Source organism: Sedimentibacter sp. B4 (assembly GCF_000309315.1).
Taxonomy (GTDB): domain Bacteria; phylum Bacillota; class Clostridia; order Tissierellales; family Sedimentibacteraceae; genus Sedimentibacter; species Sedimentibacter saalensis.
On record NZ_CANG01000038.1, the window covers coordinates 228,109 to 251,504 of the forward strand.

Sequence of the window (23,396 nt, forward strand, 5' to 3'; positions counted from 1 at the left end):
GCTCATTGCTGCACTTCTTTTATTTTTATTTTTCAAGAACTATGCTGTAATAATCATCGTCCAGAATTTTCGCTGCATATTTAAACTTATCTTTTACCTGGGAAGAAATTTCTTCCACATAAGAATCATTTATGCTTTGACCATCCTTCACAGCTGCTGTTCCCGTCTTTGCATCAAAATATACCTTATCAGTTACCCAGCTTCTGTCAGAAAACATTACAAGAGGTTGAGAATCGGACAATATATCGCTTCCCATAAGAAGCCTTGAATCATATTCAACACCCATGAGGTTGGATAATGTCGGTATGATGTCCAGACTTGAACATGTCTTGTTTATTTCAACAGGCTCCATTCCTTCAGACCAAAGGATAAAAATTCCCTTATACAGATCAAACTCAGAACTTATTTCATGTCCTGCCAGCTCGCTTATTTCTGATTTTTCAAGACCGTATGGATAGTGATCCGGGCTTATGGCGATGAGAGTGTCATCAGCTATTCCTTTTGTTTCAAGACTTTTTATCAATTTTTCCATTGCTCTGTCAAGCTCTATGTTGCAGGCAAGGTAAGCCTTAACCCTTTCAGAATAAGAAAGATCTTTCACAAGTGCACGGTTCTTGCTTGCTATGAAATTTCCTGAAAATGTGTACTGTAAATGTCCGCTCACAGTCATATAGTATGTGTGAAATGGCTGATTGTCTATATATTCGGGAATTGTAAGCTCCATCATCTCAATGTCTGACTCAGGCCATGTTTCAGTTACATCAAGTCCGTTTCCAAGGCCCTTGTACGTGTATCCTAGATTTGGATGGGACAGGTTTCTGAAATAGTAGTCAAAATAATGGTCGTGATAGGCATTTGCAGTATAGCCTACATTTTTAAGCTGATTTCCCATGGCAAAAGGCATGTAATTTTCGGAGGATTTATAAAAGCTCCATATTCCTTCCTTAGGCAGAAGGCTTGTGCATGCCACATACTCTCCGTCAGAGGTGCTCACTCCCCACAGTGGAGTGTAAAAGTCAGTGAATCTGAAACCTTCCTGCTGCATTTTGTACAGGGTGGGAGTAAGCTTTTCATCCACTGCATATGGAGAAAAACCTTCGGCAGTTATCATTATTAAATTTTTACCTTTGAACATTCCTGTGTATTTATTTTTTTCAGTGGGCTTTAAGTTACCGAAATATTCATGCATTGCTTTGATTTCCTTGTTGCCTTCAATGGAGGCTAATTCTGCAAAATCAATATCCATGACGTTATATTCAGCTTCCGCCTCAACTTCAACAATTGGATTTTTTTCCTCAGGATTTGTCTCATCAGGTACTTCTTTTTTCACTACCGGTTCGGATTCGCTGGCGAAAGCCTCTGAATTTTTCAGAATATTCTGAATATCAAGCCTTCCTGTTGTAAGAAGGCCAAAACGGTCAATAGAATCCACCACCAAAAATGTTTCCCTGTAAAGATAAGAGGAACTTAACATTCCCTTGTCAGAAGATAAAACCAGCATTACAACAAAAATCTGCAGGCAAAAGGCTGTTGCAGCAGAAATCTTTATGTTTCTTGAATTACTTTTCGGGAACTTCATTTTTTTAACAAATATTAAAGACAATGCTGAAGGTATAAGCATGAGGATTAACATGTGAATATTTCTAAGCACTGCATCTTCAAGGACGTCCATAAATTGAGCAGCCTTCCCTGCTCCTATGAAAAAGTAAAGGCTTGCAAATGTTGAAAATATTTTAAAATAAGTCATCTGTGCTGCATAATAAAATGTGAGGACGGATGTAACTGCAACGTAGATAATTTTGTTCCATTTTTCACTGAATGCTGATGTTACTATGAAAAAAACAATACCTGCAGGCAGCGAAAAAAGGCACATAAAAACATAGCCTGCATTAAATACATTGTCATATGATGAGATTTTAAGAATTGTTTCAAAATAGACAATCAATGCAGGAAAAAACAATATTCGTGCTTATTTTTTTCAAATGATCATTCAAGATTATACTTCTTTCTGGTTATTTTTTTAGTTGCTGCTCCGACTGCTTTTTGTGATTATTAAGTCAGAGCAGCATATATTTTACAATAAGTCTCTCAGTGATTTTCTTGTGTTTCCATTGATCCCCACTGTTGTTTCAGCGTGATACATTGAACTTATTATTGATTCTTCAACAGCCTCGGCAGCAGCTCTGAACACTTTGTCGATTGCTTCATCATCAAGCATTTTCATGCTTACAATGTTTGTGTCTGAATAGTGCTTTAGTATGTTAGCTGTTGTAAATGATATGCATATGTCACCGCTTCCGTTTCCCAGATAAGATCCTGTTCTTCCAAGACCTATAACTGCTCTTTTTGAAACTCTCTTAAGCTGTCTTTCACTTAATGGAATGTCTGTAGCAATTATCATTATGATGGAGCCTTTGTCTTTTTCCTGCTGCTGGTTGTTGTAAATTCTTTCTCCTGTTTTGTCGCCGTTAACGATCAAATCCTTCAATGAACCGAAGTTTGACATAACTATGGCACCCAGGGTGTATTCCTTGTTGTCAAGTTCAACAATTCTTGAAGAAGAACCAATTCCACCCTTAATACTGTAACACACCATTCCTGTTCCAGAACCTACAGCACCTTCTTCAAAATCTTCTGATGCGTTTTTAATTGCTTCTAAAACGTGTTCTTCCTTCACATGAAGGCCTCTTATATCATTAAGCCTTCCGTCATTGCATTCTGTAACAACACAGTTTACGGTTCCTGTAGTTGAGCCTATGTCTTCATTTTGCTCCAGCATATATTTCACAAGTCCTGTCGCAGCAGTTCCAACACTGAGGGTGTTTGTCATGATTATTGGTGTTTCAATGGTTCCAAGTTCTTCAATCTGAAGTATGCCCATGCTTTTTCCAAAACCGTTAATGACGCATGAAGAAGCCATCACTTTTTCCTTGAAAATATTCCCTTCATGAGGAAGCACTGCCGTCACTCCTGTCTTTATGTTTCCGTCGTTCAATGTCACATGTCCGACTTTCACACCCTTTACATCAGTAATGAGGTTTCTTTTACCTTTTTTTAAAGACCCTATGGCAATGCCAAAATCTTTGTCTAAACCCATTTGTTCCTCCGAAATTTTATTTGATTACATTTATAAGCGCTTCATTGTCAACAAAATTTTGTATGTTGATTTTAATAAGCTTCTCCCACCTTGTCTTGTTGTTCTTTACAATTCCGGACGCGTGTGGAGTTATATATACATTTTTCATATCCCACAATTCATTGTTTTCTTCAATAGGCTCTGTTTCGAAAACATCCATTGAAGCATAGCTTATTACATTGTTTTTCAATGCTTCAGCTAAGTCTTTCTCATTGATAATGCTTCCCCTTGCTATGTTTATTATGGAAGCGCTGTTCTTCATGAGATTTATGTTATCCTTGTTGATCATGTGGTATGTGTCCTTATTTAAGTCCACGGTCACAACAATGTAATCGCTGTTTGTCATTACATATTCAAGACCTTTTTTTCCTGAATATATTTCATCAAAATATGCCATGGTGAGAACCGGTGTCCTCTTAAAGCCTAATACTTTCACTCCAAATCCCTGCAGTCTTTTGGCAATTTCAGTTGCAATGGAACCGGTGCCTATGATACCTATGGTCTGCCCCATAAGCTCTGTTCTTTTAAATCTTTCCCACTTGTGTTGTTTCTGGTTTTCTATATATTTAAGTGCATTGGCGTTGTGCATGAGAATCCTCAACACTACCTCCTCTGCTATGGGCACCGAGAAAATATCCCTGCCATTGGTAAATGTTATTTTTCTCTTTTTCAGATACTCCATGTCTATGTTGTCATAGCCTGCCCTGAATGATTGAATCCATCTTAAGTTAGGCATTTTATCAAGAATTTCAGGCTTGAAGTTGTTAGGCTCCCCTATGAGAGCTTCTGCTTCCGGGCACTGGTCAATTTCTTCGAAAAATTTTATTTCAGGATAAGTCTTCCTTGCAAATTCCAAATAATGCTTATCAATTATTATATTCATATTATTCTCCCATATTTATGATTTATTGTCAAATATAAAACAAAAGGCGCCTCAGCGCCTTTTTGTTGTATTAACTGATGCAGTATCCAACAATTTCGTAATCAGCCGGTACTTCATAATTCTTTTCAGTCTTTCCTAATTTCCATTTCATATCAAACAATGTACTGTCTATTATTGCCTCAAAATAAAGCATTATAACCCCTGTATCAATTTTTTCCTCATAGTCGTCTGCGTATGAATCAGACCTTAATGCCAGCACTATTGTTCCGTCGTCAACTATAAATCTCCAGGGCTGTCTGTTCTTTGTTGAAGGAGCCCTTCTTGCGCTTACAAAAGCTTCAAGTAGTCCCATATTTGTCAGTTCATCCGTGTCTGCATTTTCTCCCCACTTTTTCATGAACACAACGTCTCTGATGCCAAGTCTGTCTGAAACATTGTCTTCTATTATTTTAACTTCAGTCTTTGTAGGGTTGTGTTCATACACTGTTTCATAAATCACTTTATTTTTATTGTCGTCAAATCCCAGTGATATAAGTGCAGTGACTTTTTTGTCGGATTCAATGTTAAGTTTCTTTTTAAGATTTTCTCCATCCTTAAATGTAATCCAGCATGAGCCAATACCAAGTTCCCATGCCTTTAGCATTATGTCTTCTGCTGCATAGCCTGTGTTTTCTATATAATGATCTTTTTCTTCGGAAAGGATAATCATATAGTGCGGAGCTTCAATCATTCGGTCGTTATAGCCTGCGCTATTTTTAAGATTATCATAAACTTCATTTTTATTCTTTAATAAAACTTCTATATTAATGTCTTCAACCAATCTTTTCCCTTTGCTGAAATAATCTTTCAACTGGTCTAATTTCTGAAGACTGACTTCTTCTTTCTTGTAATCTCTTATTGACTTTATAGATGCGATAGTATCCTTGTAATTCATTTTATTACCTCCATGTAAGTTATATTTTATATATACCCACATTTAGAATAAATTAACATAGTAATTTAAAATTTACTATTTAAAATGCAATTACAATTCCTCCGTCATCTGCATAGACAGTGCTCAATCCTGACGATTTGAAAATTTTTACATCTTTGAAAGGATATCTTGCCATTATCTGATCCCTTAATTTTTCTGCTTTTTCCAGACAATCAACATGAGTTATGCCAAGAACAGTGTTTTCAAAATCCACATTGTATTCGGCAATCATGTCCACTAGTCTCTCAAAAGCTTTTTTCTTTCCTCTTACTTTTTCCTTGAGCTCAATTTTTCCGTTGCCGTCTTCTCCCATTATGGGAACTATGTGCATTATGTTTGCAAGCATTGCCTTGAAGTTTGTTATTCTGCCGTTTTTTGCAAGATTGTCCAGGGACTCAAGTATAAAAAATGTTTTCAATTTTGAAATATATTTGTTTGTTTGCTCAATTATTTCTGCAGTATTGATATTTTCTTCAATAAGCTGCTTCACCTTCATGGCAATCATTGTTTCCCCTGCAGCTGCAGATTTTGAATCAATAACATGGACAAAACTCTCGGGAAATTTTTCCCTGAACGAATCAACAGCAACCATGGCGCTGTTGTATGAACCGCTTAATTGGCTTGATATTGTTACTATAAAATTGTCAGTATGGTCCTTGAGTTTATTAATAAATTCTTCCGGAGGAGCACATGCTGTTTTTATTTGAGAAGTACTGTTTTTCATTTTGCGGATAAGTTCATTAATATCCAGATTTTCATCAACAATCTCTTCATTTTCTATAAGTATTCTAAAGGGAACCCTTTCAATATCTTCCGTATAATCGTTAAAATCAACACAACTGTCGACAATTAAATTTTTCTTCATTCAGATCACTCCTCATAAATTTTATATACAATTATAACAAATTTCAACAACCTATTCAATTGAATTTTTAAATATTATGGAAAAGCAGTTGCTTTTTAGGCCTCGTCAGTTTTTTTATCTGTGCTTCTCTTTTAAGAGCATCACCCTTGCACTGATATTCTTCAAAATACTTGAGCTCTACGGGATTTCTGCCCCTTGTGTACTTTGCCCCCTTGTTCTCGTTGTGGGCTTTGATTCTTTTCTCCAGGTTGTTTGTATACCCCGTGTACAATGTTCCGTCACAGCACTGCACTATATATATGTAATGCATATTTTCACCCTTATTATTTTCAGATAAAATCATTTTAACATATTTTTGTAAAAAATTCAGCATTTTATGTCCAGAAAATTTATATAGATTATTTTAACTTTTTATGGCGATGATAAATCAATTGTTTAAATTGACATTTAGATTTTGCTATATTAAAATAATCTTATACAGTGGAGGTTAATATGAAAATAGGAATAATTGGAGCCATGGATGTTGAAGTTGCAGAACTGATTGAGTCCATGGAGAACATAAAAAAAGACACAATAAGCGGTATAGTGTATTACGAGGGAACACTTCAAGGAAAAGATGTGGTGGTTGCAAAATGCGGAATAGGCAAGGTACATGCTGCAGTGTGTGCTCAGACCATGATACTTAAATATAATCCTGCAGCAATCATAAACACAGGAGTTGCAGGAAGTCTAAGCGCATCTCTTGACATAGGAGATCTTGTTGTTTCAAACAAGGTTGTTCAGCACGACTTTGACACTTCAGGAGTTGGTGACCCAATTGGACTTATTTCCGGAATTGATCTTATTGAAATACCATGCCCTGAAATGCTGGTTGAAAAAATAGAAGCAAGTGCAAAAAAAATTGAAAACACAAAAGTATTTGTAGGTACAATTGCTTCCGGAGATCAATTCATTTGCAGCGCATCAAAAAAAGATTACATTGTTGAAAACTTCAAGGCTCTTTGCGCAGAAATGGAAGGTGCTGCCATAGGACATGTATGTTATCTGAACAATGTGGATTTCTGCATAATAAGAGCCATCTCAGACAAGGCAGACGGCTCAGCTCACATGGATTTTCCTGCCTTTGTCCAAGTAGCCGCGAAAAAATCAATAAATCTTATAAACAACTTTTTAAAAACTGTTTAATCAAGGAACCAAAAGTTCAATGGCATTGTGGACAGAAGATATTTCAAGTGGTGCATATCCCCCGAAATCTCCGTCGGCATCCACTGACAAGTCCTTGTCAGAAATAATTTTAATATTTTTCCCCTGGTAGTAATGAACCTTGGGGTGCGTAATGTGCTGGCCGTTAAAAACCTTCGTAAATATTTGAAGGAGGTCAGCATTATTTGTTTTTTCGAAAATAACCAAATCAAGGAGACCGTCGTTTATTTTAGCATCAGGACACAAATATTTAAATCCTCCTGCTCCGGACGAATTTACAACAAGGAAAAGCAGCGTGCTGAACTTGTATTGATTTCCGTCAATTTCATAGGTAATGTTGTGTGAGCTTTCAAGTTCTTCCGGAACCTGCACAGCAGCCTTGAAATAATATGCGTATTTTCCCAGTATTGTCTTAGCTTCAACTGTGACGTTGTGAGGTATACTGGTAAATGCCCCTCCGCCCACAACATTTACAAAATAATCATCATTTATTTTCCCAACATCTATGGAAATAAACTTTTTCTTTAATAAAAGTGATGCAAAATTAGCATAAGCCTTTGGCATTTTCAGCTGTTCAGCGAAATCGTTAACTGTTCCTGCAGGAAGAATTGCAAGCCTTGGTCTTTCTGGACATTTCATCATGCCGTTTACAACTTCATGGACTGTACCATCTCCTCCGCAGGAAATTATCATGTCAAATCCTTCTTGGCATACCCTTATGGCAGCAGCTTCACCGTCTCCCTTTTTCTTTGTTGCAAAAAATGTAAATTCAGTATCTTCAATTTCCATTATGGATTCCGCAGCATGAAATATTTTTTGCGGAGCCAGTTCCTTACCTGATGATGGATTATATATTACAAAGTATTTTTTCATTTTATCTCCGTATTCATATGATACATAATTATATCAATTAATGAAAATTTTTCAATCTAAATCATAACAAAGGAGCCAGAAGTCTGCAAATTGATTCCTTCATCCTGATAATTACACCTCTTTCAAGATAAAGCTCTCTTGTGAGTTCCATGGAATAATTTAAATCTTCCATGAAAATATCATAGAGATTGCCTGAAATTTTCTGGTCATATATCAAAGCATTGCTTTCAAAATTCAGTTTGAAGCTCCTCATATCAAAGTTGGCCGTCCCTGCAGAAGAAACCACTTTGTCTATTACAATTGTCTTGGCATGAAGAAAACCATATTCATAGGTATAAACCTTCACTCCGTATTTTAAGAGCCCTCCGCAATACCAGTATGTTGCCCAGTAAACAAATGGATGGTCAGGCTTGCATGGAATCATTATTTTCACATCCACTCCGGACATGGCAGCAATTTTAATGGATTCAAACACGCTGGCATCAGGTATGAAGTAGGGTGTCTGGATCAAAATGCTTTCCTTTGCTGAATTGATCATTTTCACATAGCTGCTTTTTATTGTCTGGTCTGGTGTGTCCGGACCGCTGCTTATAATTTGTATGCCCACTGCACCCGAATTGTTGCTGTCAGGAAAATATCTGGGCAAAAATATGAGGTCTTCTTCCTTGGATGCATGGCCCCAGTCCAGGAAAAATCGTGTCTGAAGATCTATGACTGCATCTCCTGTTATTTTTAAATGTGTATCCCGCCAGTATCCGATTTTCTTATTAAGGCCCAGGTATTCGTCACCTATGTTGAATCCTCCTATGAATGCTGCATTGCCGTCTATTACCACAATTTTCCTATGGTTTCTGTAATTTATCTTGAAGTTGAAAAACGGAAAGCGGCTTTCAAAAAACACTGCCACTTTTACTCCAGAAGAAGTCATTTCCTTGATTTTCTCCTTAGGCACATGTCTTCCTCCCACAGAATCAAACAAAAGCCTCACTTCAATTCCTTCGGCTGCTTTTTTCTTTAAGATTTCAAAAAGTTTATTTCCTAAATCATCATTTTTAATGATGTAATATTCAATGTGGATGTGGTGCTGTGCTTTTTCCAACAATCTGAAAAGCTCGTAGAACTTTTCCTGACCATCGGTATATATTGTTACATCATTGTTTTGAGTGTATGAAAACCCATGAAAAAAAAGGTTCATTTTGATCAAATCCTTGAAACGTTCCGCATGTTTGTCATTCAATACCAATTTACCGGAACTGAATAGTTCCTGCTGAACTTTGATGTAGTCACCGAATGTTTTCCTGGTGTATATTTTCATTGCAAAAAGTTTTTTCCTGCTGAAGTTTTGAGAAAGCATGAGATAGAGCAAAAATCCAAATCCGGGAAATATGAGTAAGACAAGCACCCAGGCCAGCGTTGCTGTAGGGTCCTTCCTTTCAAGAAAAATCACAACGACAGCCATAGCAATGTTTATAAAATAAATAATTGAAATAGAACTGAAAATATTTAACATGACTGCCTCCTTGTCAATACTTTATTATTACATATATATTGTTTATTATTCTTTTTGTTCCTGTATTGAAATAATAATGCTCTTATGCTAATATTATCTATACGAAAGGCAGGCACATATGGAAAAATCACCTTCTAAATACTGGATTCTAGCAGGAACTTTTTTTACTTCTCTGTCATCAATAATAATAAGATATTCAACTGCTCCGGCTTTGGTCATATCGGCCTACCGCATGCTGTTTACATGCATGATGCTATTGTTTCCTGTTATGATTAAAAGCAGGAAAGAGTTTCAGGAAATTAGCAAAAAGGACTTTATTCTTTGCATTTTTAGCGGTATTTTCCTTGCCCTTCATTATGCATCTTGGATATCTTCCATTAAAATGACCACCATTGCTAACTCAACTGTATTGGTGGCATGCAGCCCCATGTTTGTTGCTCTTGCAAACTTTTTTTTCCTTTAAGGAAAAGCCTTCCGGCAGGATGGTAATTGGAATAGCAATGTCTCTGACAGGAACAGCAATCATTGCCATGGGTTCTGCAGGCAGCACTCAGACAAGCATGATGACAGGCAACATTCTTGCTTTCTTAGGAGCAATTTTTGTTGCTGGTTACTTGGTTATCGGCGGAATAGTCAGGAAAAATTTAAGCGCCGGAATATATGTGTTCATAGTGTATTCTGTCTCGGCTGTTATTTTGTTTGCAATGTGTTTTTTAAGCAGCACTCCTGTCTACCCGTACCCTCCGAGAGAATTTGCACTGTTTTTTGCTCTGGCATTTTTTTGCTCCATACTTGGTCACACGGTGTACAATTACCTTGTCAAATATTTTTCCTCTACGCTCATATCTGTATCCACTTTGAGCGAGCCAATATTTGCAAGTATCCTTGCTTTAATCATATTCAGAGAAATACCTTCAGTATACACCCTGGCTGGAGGAATAATAATTATAACGGGTATTTTTTACTACATAATAACACAAAATAAAGAATCGGGAATTAATAACAATTGAGGTTTTTATGGACTACGAAATTTTAAACAGCAAACTTAACTCCGGGGCATCTGTCAAGATAGGCTCCATTCCTTATATAACGTTGATTTTATCTGTTGCATTCATTCCTGCTGCATATGTTACAGTTGCAGCAGTTTTTATTGCCCATTGGTCAAATAAAGACATGTTCTTTATTTCAAAGGGCTCTGAATTCAAAATGTTAAAAGTATACATATTCATGGGCGTACTTTTTTCTCAATTTAAAGCGATATCATTTGTTTATGCAATAATTTATGTTCTTTGCTTGTTTTCATACTACATGTTCTTTGAGTCCATGAATGAAGAAGAGGCTGTTAAGCTTAAGAAAATAATATATATTGTTTCAATAATTGCATTTTTCATTGGAATAATACAATATTTCAACCCCGGATTTTCAATTCCGGGAAAATGGGTGGACGCAAATCAGTTCAAATTGACCAAAAGAATTTACTCAACCTTTTTTAATCCCAACATATTCGGTTTTTACATCAATCTACTAATAATTTCAGCATGCGGAAATCTTGATTTCAAAAAAATGAACCTGTCACTGGCTGTATTTTTAACAGGGATTAGTTGCTTGTTCCTTACTTTTTCAAGAACATCATGGATTTCTCTCATAGCATCCCTTTTAATTGCAAGCATATTCAACAAAAAATATCTTAAATATGCAGCAATAGTTTCTGCTGTTATGTTTGGTACGGACTATGTGTTTGGAATTGGAAGATTAAATCCATCAAGCGCTGCAAGTGACAGCTCTTTTCTTTACAGGATTGAAATATGGAAAGCATGCATTCAAATAATTAAGGATAATCCCCTTACTGGAATAGGCTTTGGGACGCTGTTCAAACACATTTCTACATATTCAACTGTTGTAAAAACAAATATTGAGCACTGCCACAATATTTATATACAGTCATTGACGGAAACCGGAATTATTGGATTTGGAATTTTTTCATCTATTATATTTAAGGCAGCATCCACAATAATTAAGAACATAAAAACAACACAAGACAATCAAATTTGGATAACAGCATTTATTATACTATCAATGGCGCTCATACACGGTCTGGTGGACTCAGTGCTTCTTACGCCGCAAATATTGTTGATAATGTGTATGTATGCAGGGGTTTTAAAAGCAATTAAGAATTAAGAGTTAAGAGTTAAGAATGAAGAATTTTAAACAAAAAATTTAAAATCCGTTGTTGTTATCAACAAATCAAATTCCTTAAATTTTCAGATTGTAGGGGAGGACTACTGTCATCCCCTATAAATAATTAGAAGCCGAGTTCTCACTGTAAAACAAAAATCCGTTCAGCTGAACGGATTTTTTCATTTAATTCTTAATTCTTAACTCTTAATTTTATTCCTTAACTCTTCATTCTTAACTTTAATTACTTGTTCTCTATTGCTGCCTTAATCAGGTGTTTGAACAACGGATGACTTCTTGTAGGTCTTGACTTGAATTCCGGATGGAACTGAGCTGCTACATACCACGGATGATCTTTAAGCTCAACTATTTCAACAAGCTTGTTGTCAGGAGAAGCACCGGATATTATGAGTCCGTTTTCTTCGCATACTTGCCTGAAGCTGTTGTTGAATTCATATCTGTGCCTGTGTCTTTCATGGATTATGTCAGCACCGTCATATGCTTCCTTGGCCTTTGTCCCTTCCACAAGCTTGCATGGATATGTTCCAAGCCTCATGGTACCGCCTTTGTTTTCAATATCCTTCTGGCTTTCCATAATGTCTATCATAGGATACTTTGTTTCAGGACTGAATTCTGTGCTGTCTGCTCCCTGGTATCCCAAAACGTCTCTTGCAAATTCCACCACAGCCATTTGCATGCCAAGGCATATTCCCAAAAATGGTTTTTTGTTTTCACGTGCATACCTTGCAGCAAGAATTTTTCCTTCTATTCCTCTGTCACCAAAACCGCCCGGAACAAGAATTCCATCATGACCCTTCAATATTTCTTCATAGTTTTTCTCATTCACTATTTCAGAATGAATCCATGAAATTTCAACTTCTGCCGAGTTGTCAATTCCTGCATGCCTCAGTGCCTCTGCAACTGATAAATACGCATCTCTTAATTCTACATATTTTCCCACTAGAGCTATTTTTACATTATGAACATGATTCTTGGACCTTTTTACCATGTCTTTCCACTCTGAAAGATCAGGCTCCTTGCTGCAGCAAAGATCAAAGTGCTTGCAAACTAAATTTGCCAGACCTTCCTTTTCCAGCAAAAGAGGGATTTCATAAAGCGAATCTGCATCTGTATTTTGAATTACATTTTGTTTGTCAACATTGCAGAACAATGCAATCTTAGATTTCAAATCTCCTGTTAATTCTTTTTCTGTCCTGCACACAAGCATGTCCGGCTGAATACCAATACTCAAGAGTCCTTTACGCTGTGCTGAGTTGGCTTTGTCTTAAGCTCCCCAGCCTTGCTCAAGTAAGGCAAGAGTGTCACATGTATGTACATAACATTTTCTCTTCCCACTTCATAACGCATTTGGCGTATTGCCTCCAAAAACGGAAGGCTTTCTATGTCTCCTACAGTGCCGCCTATTTCCGTTATGACCACATCTACATCACTTACAGTTGATATTCTTGTAAGCATACACTTGATTTCATTTGTAATGTGAGGAATTACCTGGACAGTTCCACCGAGGTAATCTCCCTTTCTTTCCTTGTTAAGTACGGACCAGTAAATTTTACCAGATGTGATGCTGCTGTACTTTGTCAAATCAACATCCACTATTCTCTCATAATGACCCAGGTCTAAATCTGTTTCCGCTCCGTCATCTGTAACATATACTTCCCCATGCTGGTATGGGCTCATGGTTCCCGGATCTACATTCAAATATGGATCAAATTTCTGCAATGTTACTCTCAGCCCTCTGGCTTTTAAAAGTCTTCCAAGCGATGCTGCTGTTATCCCTTTCCCAAGGGAAGAAACAACTCCTCCTGTGATAAAAATGTATTTTGGCATTTTCTCCTCCTATATTCCAATTTCTGCTTAATAAATTAATTAAATTAGTATTGCAAGACGACAAAAATAAAAACAGAGACCAAAAAAGGGGTTTTTTTTTAGTCTCTGCTATATTTTAATTATTAATTTCGCACATCACATAAATCATTAATCTAAAACAAATAAATCAGATATTTACTAAACAATTTTATATTAAAAGAATAAAAAGGTCAATGTTTTTTTAAAATTTTTTATTTTTATTGTATGTAAGTTGTACTAACTGAAAATTAAGCGGCATATACATTTATAAAAGAATACTGAAATACTGTAAACTAAAGGAGGATTTAATATTGTTTAAATTATTCAGCGATACTTTTAATATTAATGAAGTCATCGATTCAAGCTCCAATGAAGTATTATTAGAAAACGAATTTACCGTTGCCGATAACCTGCCTGATATAGAAAAAATAATATCAACAGAGGGAAAAATTAAAATAACCAATGCAACGGTAAACAATGGAACAGTTACGGTAAACGGAGAATTGGTGTACAACATCATATACCGCTCACCTGATGAAGAAGTAACAGCATGTTCCATGTCAGACAAGGTTCCGTTTTCAGCGGAATTTGCAGTACCCGGCGGAACAGACCTCATGAATGTACAAGTAAACGCATACATCGATTACATTGACGCAGAACCCATCACAGAAAGAAATTACATGGTTAAGTCAGTAATAATATTAGAAACAGATGTAATAAGCAAGCATCCAGTGGACTTTGTTTCAAACCTTGAGTCAGACGGAAGCTTTCAAGCAAAGACCAAAAACATCAGGTACACAGACGTTATAAGCGAAATTTCCGAGGAAGCAAGCATTGATGATGCAGTTGAACTGAACAAGAACTCCGATGAAATTGCAAGAATATTGAAGGCTGAATCAGATGCATACATAACAAACGTTGAAACAATGGACGAAAAAATGCTGGTTGAAGGAATCTGCAAAGTTGGTTTCCTCTATGCAGAAGACAACAGCTTAAATTCAGCTGGATACATTTCTGAGGAATTTCCGTTTACCCACTACCTGGAAGTGAAGAATTCCAATGATCATATGCTCAAGGACATAAATATTGTTTTGAATGAAATGACATATGCAGCAGCAGAAAATTATGACAATGAAAAAAGGATGATTGAGTTCAACCTTCCTTTCACTATCAATGCAACATTGTATGATACTGTTGAAAAAAACATAATAACGGACTGTTATTCAACTGAATCACTTCTTGATCTTACATCCGCAAAGGTAAACTTAAGTTCATTGAAGGATATTACAAACAAGACACTAAAATATGAAAATAACCTTGATGTTGTTTCAGGAACAGTAAAAGACATTTACACAGTTGATATAAGTCCAAAAGTTTCTGAAAAAAGAATGTATGATGACAAATATGTAGTTGATGGATTTTTGGATGTAAACATTCTTTATTTGAACTCTGACATCAACAAAATCGACAAGGCCTACGGTTCAATGCCATTTACAGCATCGGTTGATCTGAATGAAGGGGAAGCACAAAACATTATAGACTCCACAGTAAAAATCAGCAAGTGCGGAGCTTACAGAAAAGGAAGCAATTCCGTAATGGTAAACTGCGACATCAACGTTGGAATGAAATTAAAAGACAATGAAGAAATAGAGATTATCAGCAACATTGTTGAAACAGGGGCAGTTGACCACAGCAAAATGCCAAGTTTGCTTTTCAGAGTTGTTCAACCCGGTGAAACAGTGTGGGATATAGCCAAAAATTACAATCTGTCAATCAATTATCTCAAGGAACTAAACGACATCCCTGCAGACAATGCACTGACACCGGGAACAAAGATTATAATTGCAAGAAAAGTGTAAATCAATTAAGAATTAAGAGTTAAGAATTAAGAATTAAACGAAAGGACTTGTGCTATGCACAAGTCCTGATTTTATTTAATCAAAAAAGTTCAGGATTTTCCTGAACTTTTTTTACCGTAATTCTTCACTCTTAATTCTTCATTCTTAATTGAAAAAGGTTATTTCTGAATGTTGCCGAACTTCGTGTACTGTCCTATCCAGGCAAGCTCCACTGTTCCAACTGGGCCGTTTCTTTGCTTTGTAATGATTACGTCCGTGATGCCTTTCTTCTCGGATTCTTCCTTCAAATAATATTCATCTCTGTAAAGCATCATTACAACGTCGGCGTCCTGCTCTATGGCTCCTGACTCTCTCAAGTCAGACATTATAGGCCTGTGGTCGTTTCTGAGTTCAGGTGCACGAGAAAGCTGCGACAAAGCAATTACCGGGCAGTTAAGTTCTCTGGCCATTGCCTTCAATCCTCTTGAAATATTTGAAATTTCCTGCTGCCTGTTGTCTCCGCTTCTTCCACCGTCAGTCATGAGCTGGAGGTAGTCCACTATTACCATGTCAAGTCCCTGCTCAATTTTAAGTCTTCTGCACTTTGACATTACTTCAAACAATGAAACAGAAGCCGTGTCGTCTATGAACACATTGTAGTTTGAAATAGTGCTCATAACTGAAATCAGCCTGCTCCAGTCATCATCATCAAGATTGCCTGACCTGAGTTTTGTGCTCTCAACCATTGATTCCATGCTTATGATTCTCTGTACATATTGTTCTTTGGACATTTCAAGACTGAACAAGGCAACAGAAGCACCGGATTTTACGGCGTTCATGGCAATGTTAAGCGCCAGTGCTGTCTTTCCCATGGAAGGTCTGGCCGCCAGCAAAATCAAATCAGACCTTTGAAGACCAGATGTCATTCTGTCCAGATCGTCATAGCCTGTTGTGATTCCTGTGAGGCTTCCCTTGTTCATGGCTCTTTCTTCAAGCTGGTTGAAGACATTCATCAGAACATCCTTGATCTGGGAAAATGAATTGACACCCCGATTTTGAGATATGGAAAAAATTCTTGACTCTGCAAGCTCAATTATCTTTTGTACGTCGTCACTTTCCTTGAATCCCTTTTCAATGATTTCACTTGAAGCGCTTATGAGTTTTCTTAGAGTAGATTTTTCCTTAATGATGTTGCAATACGCTTCCACGTTTTTTGAAGTTATTATATTTTCGGTAAGTCTCGCCAGGTACTCAAAACCGCCCACATATTCAATTTTTCCTCTTTTTTTCAATTCTTCAGTTACAGTCAGCGCATCCACAGGAATATTCTGTGAGTGCACCTGCTTTATGCTGTCAAAAATTTCTCTGTTTGCTTCAAAATAAAAATCTTCATTGTTAAGCAAGTCCACAGTTTTTTCAACAGCAACGTGATCAATGAGCGCAGCACCAAGCACTGTCTGTTCTGCTTCTGAATTGTGAGGCGGAATTTTTCCTAAATTCATTAAATCTGACATGTCAACCCTCTTATTTTTCTGTAACAATTACCTTTACCTTGGCATTAACTGTAGGATGTAGTCTTACTTTAACAAAATATTCGCCCACAGATTTAATAGTGTCATCAAGTTCAAGTTTTTTCTTGTCAAACACAAAGCCATAATCTTTTTCCAGAATTTCAGCAAGTTCTTTAGTTGTTATTGAACCGAAAAGCTTTCCGTTTTCACCTGTCTTTGTTTTAATGACAATAGTAATCTGCATTAGTTTTTCTTCAAGTTGTTTTGCTTCTTCAAGAATTTCTTTTTCTTTTGCTTCTTTTTGTTTTTTTTGCATTTTCAAGGTTTTTTAAATTTACATCAGTTGCTTCTATGGCTAAATTTTTAGGAAACAGGAAGTTTCTTGCATATCCGTCTTTGGCATTTATAATTGTTCCTTTTTTCCCTACATTCTTAACATCTTCCAACAATATTACTTTCATTTGTTTTTACTCTCCTTTTTATAATTGGTTATAGCTTCGTAGAGCTTTGTTTTGGCCTCTTCCATATCCTGTGTCTGTATCTGTGCACCGGCCATGTTCAGGTGTCCTCCACCTCCAAGAGATTCCATTATTACCTGCACGTTCACATTGCCTTGAGAACGTCCGCTTATGTTGATGTAATCCTTATTTCTGACAAGCACGAAGCTCAATTTAACATCCTTTATGGTCAGAAGTTCATCTGCGCTTTGAGCAGCAATTACATTTGAGTCTTCCGACAGTTCGTCTATATATGATACTGCAACATCACCAAACAATATTTCAGATCTTTCGATTATTTCTGTCTTTTTCTTCATGGAGTCAAGGCTTTCATTGAAAAGCTGCTTGACATCAGCAGTGTCTGCACCATTTCTTCTCAGGAAGGATGCTGCTTCAAATGTCCTCACTCCTGTCTTGAATGTGAAGGAATTAGTGTCCACAACAATTCCTGCAAGAAGAGCATCTGCTTCAAACTTTGTGAGCTTTATGTGGTCATCCATGTACTGCACTATTTCCGAAACAAGCTCGCATGTGGAGGAAGCGTATGGCTCAATGTAATCCAGCAGCGTATTTTCAATGTATTCTTCACTTCTTCTATGATGGTCTATCAGAACAATTTTGTCAATTTTACCGAGCAGCTCAGGAGCTTCAGTATAGCTTCTCCTGTGAGTGTCAAGAACAACAACAAGAGTGTTTTGATCAATCATGTTCATGGCAGCTTCAGTTGTTATTAAAGCCTCCTTGTAGTGGCTTTCCTCATGCTTCATTCTTTCATGCATGTTTTTCAAGGCATAGTTTACATTGTTCAATACAATATTAGCCTTTTTACCCCTGCTTCTTGCTATGCTGTAAAGTCCTATGGAAGCACCAAGACTGTCCATGTCTCCGACCCTGTGCCCCATTATGAGCACATTGGAGCTCTGGTCTATTATCTGCCTCAAAGCGTAGGAAATAATCCTAGCCTTTACCTTTGTTCTCTTTTCCACTGCCTTGCTGGTTCCGCCGTAAAACTTAACAGAATTTATTCTCTTGACAACTGCCTGATCCCCGCCTCTTCCAAGAGCCACATCAAGTGCCCCCTTGGCATAATCTATAAGCTGCGTCAGATTCTTGGCGAGAGCTCCTGCTCCAATACTTAAGGTGAAGTTAAAGTCTCCGCTTCCCTTAAGATTTTTTACATCGTCAAGCATTGGGAATTTCTTGGCTTCAAGAGTGTCCAGAAACTTGTTTTCTATCATCATGAGAAACTTGGATGTGTCATATTTAAGGACAAAACCGTTCATTTCCGAAGCATACCTGTTGAGAATCTTTTCAACCTCTGCAGTCATGGCGGATTTTTCGCCCTTGTCAAGTTTTTCTGATATTTCATCATAATTATCAATTTGTACGAGTACAGCTATAGGTCTTTCATCGTTGTACCTTGACTTAAGACTTGTGTATGCGGTGTTTTCATTCCAGTAGCACACATATGACATGTCCTGACCGAACCGTCCTTCTTCAAGCTGGTAATACATGACATTGAAGCTTTTACCGGATTTATCTATTTCTATATTATTGATAGTTCCTTCCTTGTTGCCTTCCATTGACTTCAAAGGAAAATCACTGTCGTACTCTTCAATATTTTCTATGCTGTCAGCCAGTGCTCCGATAAGTTCCTTGAACTTGCTGTTGAACCAGAAAATCTTTCCTGCCGGTCCTATAATGCATATTGGCAAAGGAGAATAATAAAAGGAATTCACAGATAAGTTTTCTATGTTTTTTGTATATTCTATAATGTAATTTTTAAGTTCTTTTTCTCTGACAACTTGTTTCCTCAATGTGATAGCAGCCACTCCAAGCAAAATAAGTGCTGCAAATCCCACATAGACATACATCCCTTCTATGAGAAACACTGCTATCAAGCAGATAATCACTATAAAATATAATATGCTGTCATCCTTTAAAAACTTTGGAGTCATTTTATTATCCATGCATTACCTCCATACAAAACTTATTTTATCTTTCTCAAATCTATTGCCAAATCCACAAGTCCGACAATGGCCAACATCTGAGCAAATCCTCCGCTCATTAATAAGACCATTGCCAGTATTATGGTTCTTAGCGTCTTGTTTATGCTTGATCTCATAAGGAAAAATTTCAATACTGCAAATCCCTGGAAAAACATTGCCGCAAATACAATCATGAACAAATTCACTTGAATCAAGCTTACATTTATATTGAACAAATTAAGTACAAACGACAAAATAAGAAGTGCTGCCATGGCAGCCATAAATGTTCTCGGAAATGAAAAGTAGCTCAAGCCTTCATGTTGTCTTATGCTTATGGAAAAGCGCTTTGCAAATTTGCTTGCAACCAGGTAATTGATATAAGATGTCATAACAGAAGCAACAACCAGAATAGCCGGAAAAACATTTGTTATGATGAAATTCATGGTTTTGCCCATATCATCGAAAGTTTTAAGCATTTGCTCTGTACCTGCGGTGTTTGTTCCTGCAGGCATATTGGAAACCATCTCTTTCATTATGTTTATACTTTCATCGTACATTTCAGTCATTTGCTGTACAAAATTTACACCCATTACAGCATTCATCAAGAGAATAAGCACAACAAAAGAAACCATGTACGCTGCAGAGCCGTATAAAATGGTTTTGTTGGCATCTTCATCCTTACATACGCCATAAGCAAGAGCAATAGCAAGCGGTGTGTATAAAATCAGGAATATCATTCCTGTTTGAATACCTAAAAGCATTGAAACCAAAATATCAGAGGCCATCAAAGAAAGTGCTGCATACTTTAATCCCTTCCTTTTAGCCAGAATAATTGCAGGTGTAGGGTAAAAAAACATTACAAGCGAAAAAAAGTTTGACAGATACGCCAGGATAACAAGGATTCCTGTTATCATTGCTGATTCTGTAATACTGGATGTTTTAAAATTTCTGTTCATTATTACCTCAACTTATTTATAATTCTAATATATTATTTTACCCTAAAAACTATATAAAGTCAAAATTAATTTGAATAGGCCGAAAAGTCAATGACAGTTTATAAAATTCAGCTTTCAAGTTTTCTGTACAAAGTTGCTATGCTTATTCCAAGCTGGCGGGCTGCTTCTTTTTTTGAGTCCACTGAATCACCCAGACTTCTGATTCTGTTTGTTATGATTGATTTTTCATAAGATTTTGTAAGGTCAGACAGCTTTAAATTTTCAGTTTCCTTTTCTTTCCCGATTTTCTTTCTAATATTATGTGCCCCAATAATGCTGTCTTCCTCGAAAATTACAGCATATTCTATTAAATTTCTCAGTTCCCTAATATTGCCTGGGAAATTGTGTTTCATGAGAATTTTCTCTGCTTCGGGAGTAAATCCTGCAAGGTCCTTGCTGTATGCTTTAGAAAAACGGTTCAGGAAAAACCTTGCAAGAATTATTACATCGTAACCCCTGTCCCTTAAGGCAGGAAGATGTATGGGTACAACATTTAACCTGTAATAAAGATCCTCTCTGAACAGATTTTTCTCTGCAAGATCGTATAAATTTCTGTGGGTTGCTGATATTATTCTGGGATTTACTTTAATGGGAGAATTTCCGCCAACCCTTATAATTTCCTTTTCCTCAAGTGCACGGTTTAATTTGACCTGCATGAGGAAAGGAAGGTCACCTATTTCATCCAAGAAAAGGGTACCATCCTTGCATATTTCAAATTTTCCTGCCTTTCCTGAACTGTTTGCTCCGGTAAAGGATCCCTTTTCATATCCGAAAAGCTCACTTTCAATTAAATTTTCAGGAATGGCTCCGCAGTTCACAGCCATGAACACGTCATTTTTTCTCCTGCTGGCTGAATGAATGGCTCTTGCAAACACTTCCTTGCCCGTACCTGTCTCACCCATAATTAGCACCGCTGCATCCATCTGCGCAACCTGAATGGCTTCCCTTCTGGCCTGAAGTATGGCTTCACTTTCACCTACAATTTCTTCAAATGTTATAAGGTCCTTTTTCCTGTTTTCTTCAAGAACAGATTCCTTCATTTTATCAAAGTCTGAAAGCACAAAGACTATTCCTTCCTGTTCACCCTTAATCACAATGGGATTTGCATTTATTACAAATTCCATTCCCTCAAGAGTCACAGGCCCCACCTGATCATTAAAATGCATGGAAGAAAGTTTTTTATATGCCTTTTCAGTCAAAAGCTCAGTGATGTCAGGCATGGTGTTTGTTTTTACATTCAATTTTTCCTTGATGTAATTGTTGATTGTGATTATTTCCTTGTTGTTGTTTATGATGATTATTCCTTCATTTATGGAATTTATGAGCGTAATAAGCTCAGAGGATCTATACTCAAGCTTGCGTGTTATATTTTTTTCGCTGAGTATTGTGGATATGATCCTGCTTAACTGGCTTTCAAAATTCATGTAGCTCTCCTTGTTTGTAAGGAGATTTTTCTTAGCCAGCTCATCATAAGCACACATACCAAGAACACCTATAATCTCGTTGTTAAATCTCACAGGTATGCAAAATTCAACAAGCTCTCTGCAAATTTCCTTAGAAGCACAGTTGCGGCAGATCTTGTCATCCTTGGGATCCTCTATAAAATACTGTTCACCGGTTATGAGGCAATTGTGAAATGCTGAAAAAAGCGGTGCCTTGTCGCCTGAAGCCAACTTTTTTCCCACAGTTGAAACAATTCGGTCAAGCTTCTCATCAACTATAATTATGTCAACATTTGTAACCGCCTTTAGAGCTTCCACTATATGCGTGAGTTCAGATCTGATGCTCATCAATACGCTCATTTACATCCCTCTATTTTCCAAAATTAAGTTTTTTCTGATAGTTTTTTATGATTGTCCTCACTTCACCAATCATGTACAATGATCCTACAAATGCTGCCACTTCGTCCTCGCCCATATTGTCAATAATATCTATTATATCCTCAGCATTATGTAAAGGCACGGTATCCACATCTGTGTGCTTTTTAATCAACTCAGCCATTTCATTAGAACTCATTGCCCTGTGGCTGTTTGGAGTAATTGTGTAAATTTTCTTGCTTATGGGAAACAAGTAGCTTAAAACCGATTCAGGGTTTTTATCTTTCAGCATTCCATAAAACAACGTAATTTTTTTATCTTTAAAATTATGTGACACAGTCCTTGAAAAATATTCTATGCCATTAATGTTATGTGCTCCGTCCAGAATAACCACAGGACTTTCGCATACTACTTCGAACCTTCCTGGGTATTTGCTTCCTTCAAGTCCGGATACAATGCTTTGTTCAGTTATGTTGAACCCTGCATTTTTTATTACCTCTAAAGCCAAAAGCACTGTTGCTGCATTAAAAACCTGGTGTTCTCCAAGAAAATTTATTTTCAGTTCATCTATATTGAACACATCTTTTTTCATATATTCAAAAACTTGTCCTGTTAAATCACTTTTAATGATCCTTATGTTTTCCGGGTCAGCCAAATAGGTTTTCGAATTTTTCTTTCTAGCTTCTTCAACTATTACATCCACTATTTCATCCTGCTGAGGATATATGACAACATTTGAATTTTCCTTAATAATTCCTGCCTTTTCCCATGCAATTTCCCCGAGAGTATTTCCCAGAAATTCTGTATGATCAAGGCTTATAGATGTAATTACTGAAACAACGCTGTCTTTTATAACATTGCTTGCATCATGTCTTCCGCCCATTCCTACTTCGAGCACCAAGACATCTATGTTCTGCTCCTGAAAATATTTAAACCCTATTGCAGTAACAACTTCAAATTCTGTAAATTCTCCGAATCCTTCCTCGTGCATTATATCAATTTTTTCTTTTACAACCTGCGTTATTCTTACAAGTGATTCTTTGTCAATAGGGACTTTATTTATTTGAATGCGTTCTGTAAAGTCTTCAAGATGAGGGCTTATAAATAAGCCGGTTTTGTAACCTGATGCAACAAGAACATCATGTATCATGTTGCAGGTTGAACCCTTTCCATTGGTGCCTGCAACGTGTATAATTTTATAACTGTCCTGTGGATTTCCAAGAAGTTCAGCCAGACGCAATCCTCTTTCAAGTCCCAGCTTTGTAC

Annotated in this window: 18 protein-coding genes and 2 pseudogenes; 5 read left to right on the plus strand and 15 right to left on the minus strand. The window is 36.8% G+C overall.

The window, feature by feature from the left end; translation table 11 throughout:
• Window positions 1-25 precede the first annotated feature (25 nt).
• From BN358_RS08195 to BN358_RS08220, 6 genes are all read right to left on the minus strand, one after another.
• Window positions 26-1,960, minus strand: coding sequence for an LTA synthase family protein (locus tag BN358_RS08195; protein WP_019228749.1), 1,935 nt, complete (start codon window positions 1,958-1,960; stop codon window positions 26-28).
• Window positions 1,961-2,074: 114 nt separating this feature from the next.
• Complete coding sequence (locus tag BN358_RS08200; RefSeq protein ID WP_019228750.1) at window positions 2,075-3,097, minus strand: P1 family peptidase; 1,023 nt, start codon at window positions 3,095-3,097, stop codon at window positions 2,075-2,077.
• A 16-nt stretch (window positions 3,098-3,113) separates the two neighbouring features.
• A complete protein-coding gene (locus BN358_RS08205) occupies window positions 3,114-4,019 on the minus strand; it encodes a D-2-hydroxyacid dehydrogenase (RefSeq protein ID WP_019228751.1) in 906 nt (301 codons plus the stop codon).
• A 70-nt stretch (window positions 4,020-4,089) separates the two neighbouring features.
• Window positions 4,090-4,953, minus strand: a complete 864-nt coding sequence (locus tag BN358_RS08210) for a nitroreductase family protein (RefSeq protein WP_019228752.1) — start codon at window positions 4,951-4,953, stop codon at window positions 4,090-4,092.
• Between the two features lie 79 nt (window positions 4,954-5,032).
• On the minus strand, window positions 5,033-5,857 hold the full coding sequence (locus BN358_RS08215; RefSeq protein ID WP_019228753.1) for a DegV family protein: 825 nt from the start codon (window positions 5,855-5,857) through the stop codon (window positions 5,033-5,035).
• A gap of 67 nt (window positions 5,858-5,924) precedes the next feature.
• Entirely contained in the window at window positions 5,925-6,167 is a 243-nt protein-coding gene (locus BN358_RS08220) for a GIY-YIG nuclease family protein (RefSeq protein ID WP_040582224.1), read from the minus strand.
• A 182-nt stretch (window positions 6,168-6,349) separates the two neighbouring features.
• Between BN358_RS08220 and BN358_RS08225 the strand changes: the two genes are divergently transcribed.
• Window positions 6,350-7,042 (plus strand): 5'-methylthioadenosine/adenosylhomocysteine nucleosidase, encoded by a 693-nt coding sequence (locus BN358_RS08225; RefSeq protein WP_019228755.1) that lies wholly within the window; start codon window positions 6,350-6,352, stop codon window positions 7,040-7,042.
• Here BN358_RS08225 and BN358_RS08230 read toward each other — a convergent pair whose 3' ends face one another.
• Window positions 7,043-7,933: a diacylglycerol kinase family protein gene (locus BN358_RS08230; protein WP_019228756.1), complete on the minus strand. Its 891-nt coding sequence runs from the start codon at window positions 7,931-7,933 to the stop codon at window positions 7,043-7,045.
• A gap of 61 nt (window positions 7,934-7,994) precedes the next feature.
• Complete coding sequence (gene cls, locus BN358_RS08235; protein ID WP_019228757.1) at window positions 7,995-9,443, minus strand: cardiolipin synthase; 1,449 nt, start codon at window positions 9,441-9,443, stop codon at window positions 7,995-7,997.
• A gap of 118 nt (window positions 9,444-9,561) precedes the next feature.
• On the opposite strand from cls, the gene BN358_RS22295 reads away from it, so the two are divergent.
• From BN358_RS22295 to BN358_RS08245, 3 genes are read left to right on the plus strand one after another with little or no spacing between them, the layout of a single operon-like run.
• Entirely contained in the window at window positions 9,562-9,906 is a 345-nt protein-coding gene (locus BN358_RS22295) for an EamA family transporter (RefSeq protein WP_019228758.1), read from the plus strand.
• Window positions 9,907-9,925: 19 nt separating this feature from the next.
• A complete protein-coding gene (locus BN358_RS08240) occupies window positions 9,926-10,453 on the plus strand; it encodes a DMT family transporter (protein WP_157593269.1) in 528 nt (175 codons plus the stop codon).
• Between the two features lie 7 nt (window positions 10,454-10,460).
• Window positions 10,461-11,621, plus strand: a complete 1,161-nt coding sequence (locus BN358_RS08245; RefSeq protein WP_019228760.1) for an O-antigen ligase — start codon at window positions 10,461-10,463, stop codon at window positions 11,619-11,621.
• 241 nt (window positions 11,622-11,862) lie between these two features.
• On the opposite strand, the pseudogene BN358_RS08250 reads toward BN358_RS08245, so the two are convergent.
• Window positions 11,863-13,466, minus strand: a pseudogene (locus BN358_RS08250) (CTP synthase).
• Window positions 13,467-13,795: 329 nt separating this feature from the next.
• Between BN358_RS08250 and BN358_RS08255 the strand changes: the two are divergent.
• A complete protein-coding gene (locus BN358_RS08255; RefSeq protein WP_019228761.1) occupies window positions 13,796-15,343 on the plus strand; it encodes an SPOCS domain-containing protein in 1,548 nt (515 codons plus the stop codon).
• A gap of 158 nt (window positions 15,344-15,501) precedes the next feature.
• Here BN358_RS08255 and dnaB read toward each other — a convergent pair whose 3' ends face one another.
• From dnaB to BN358_RS08285, 6 genes and pseudogenes are all read right to left on the minus strand, one after another.
• Complete coding sequence (gene dnaB / locus BN358_RS08260; RefSeq protein WP_040582226.1) at window positions 15,502-16,824, minus strand: replicative DNA helicase; 1,323 nt, start codon at window positions 16,822-16,824, stop codon at window positions 15,502-15,504.
• A gap of 22 nt (window positions 16,825-16,846) precedes the next feature.
• A pseudogene (rplI, locus tag BN358_RS08265) lies at window positions 16,847-17,294 on the minus strand (50S ribosomal protein L9).
• Window positions 17,291-19,300, minus strand: a complete 2,010-nt coding sequence (locus BN358_RS08270) for a DHH family phosphoesterase (protein WP_019228765.1) — start codon at window positions 19,298-19,300, stop codon at window positions 17,291-17,293. Before BN358_RS08270 ends, rplI begins: the two are co-directional and overlap by 4 nt.
• Window positions 19,301-19,320: 20 nt before the next feature.
• Window positions 19,321-20,274, minus strand: a complete 954-nt coding sequence (locus BN358_RS08275) for a DUF2232 domain-containing protein (RefSeq protein ID WP_019228766.1) — start codon at window positions 20,272-20,274, stop codon at window positions 19,321-19,323.
• Between the two features lie 107 nt (window positions 20,275-20,381).
• Window positions 20,382-22,115 (minus strand): sigma-54-dependent Fis family transcriptional regulator, encoded by a 1,734-nt coding sequence (locus BN358_RS08280; RefSeq protein WP_019228767.1) that lies wholly within the window; start codon window positions 22,113-22,115, stop codon window positions 20,382-20,384.
• 10 nt (window positions 22,116-22,125) lie between these two features.
• A partial coding sequence (locus tag BN358_RS08285; protein ID WP_019228768.1) for a folylpolyglutamate synthase/dihydrofolate synthase family protein occupies window positions 22,126-23,396 on the minus strand: 1,271 nt, incomplete at its 5' end.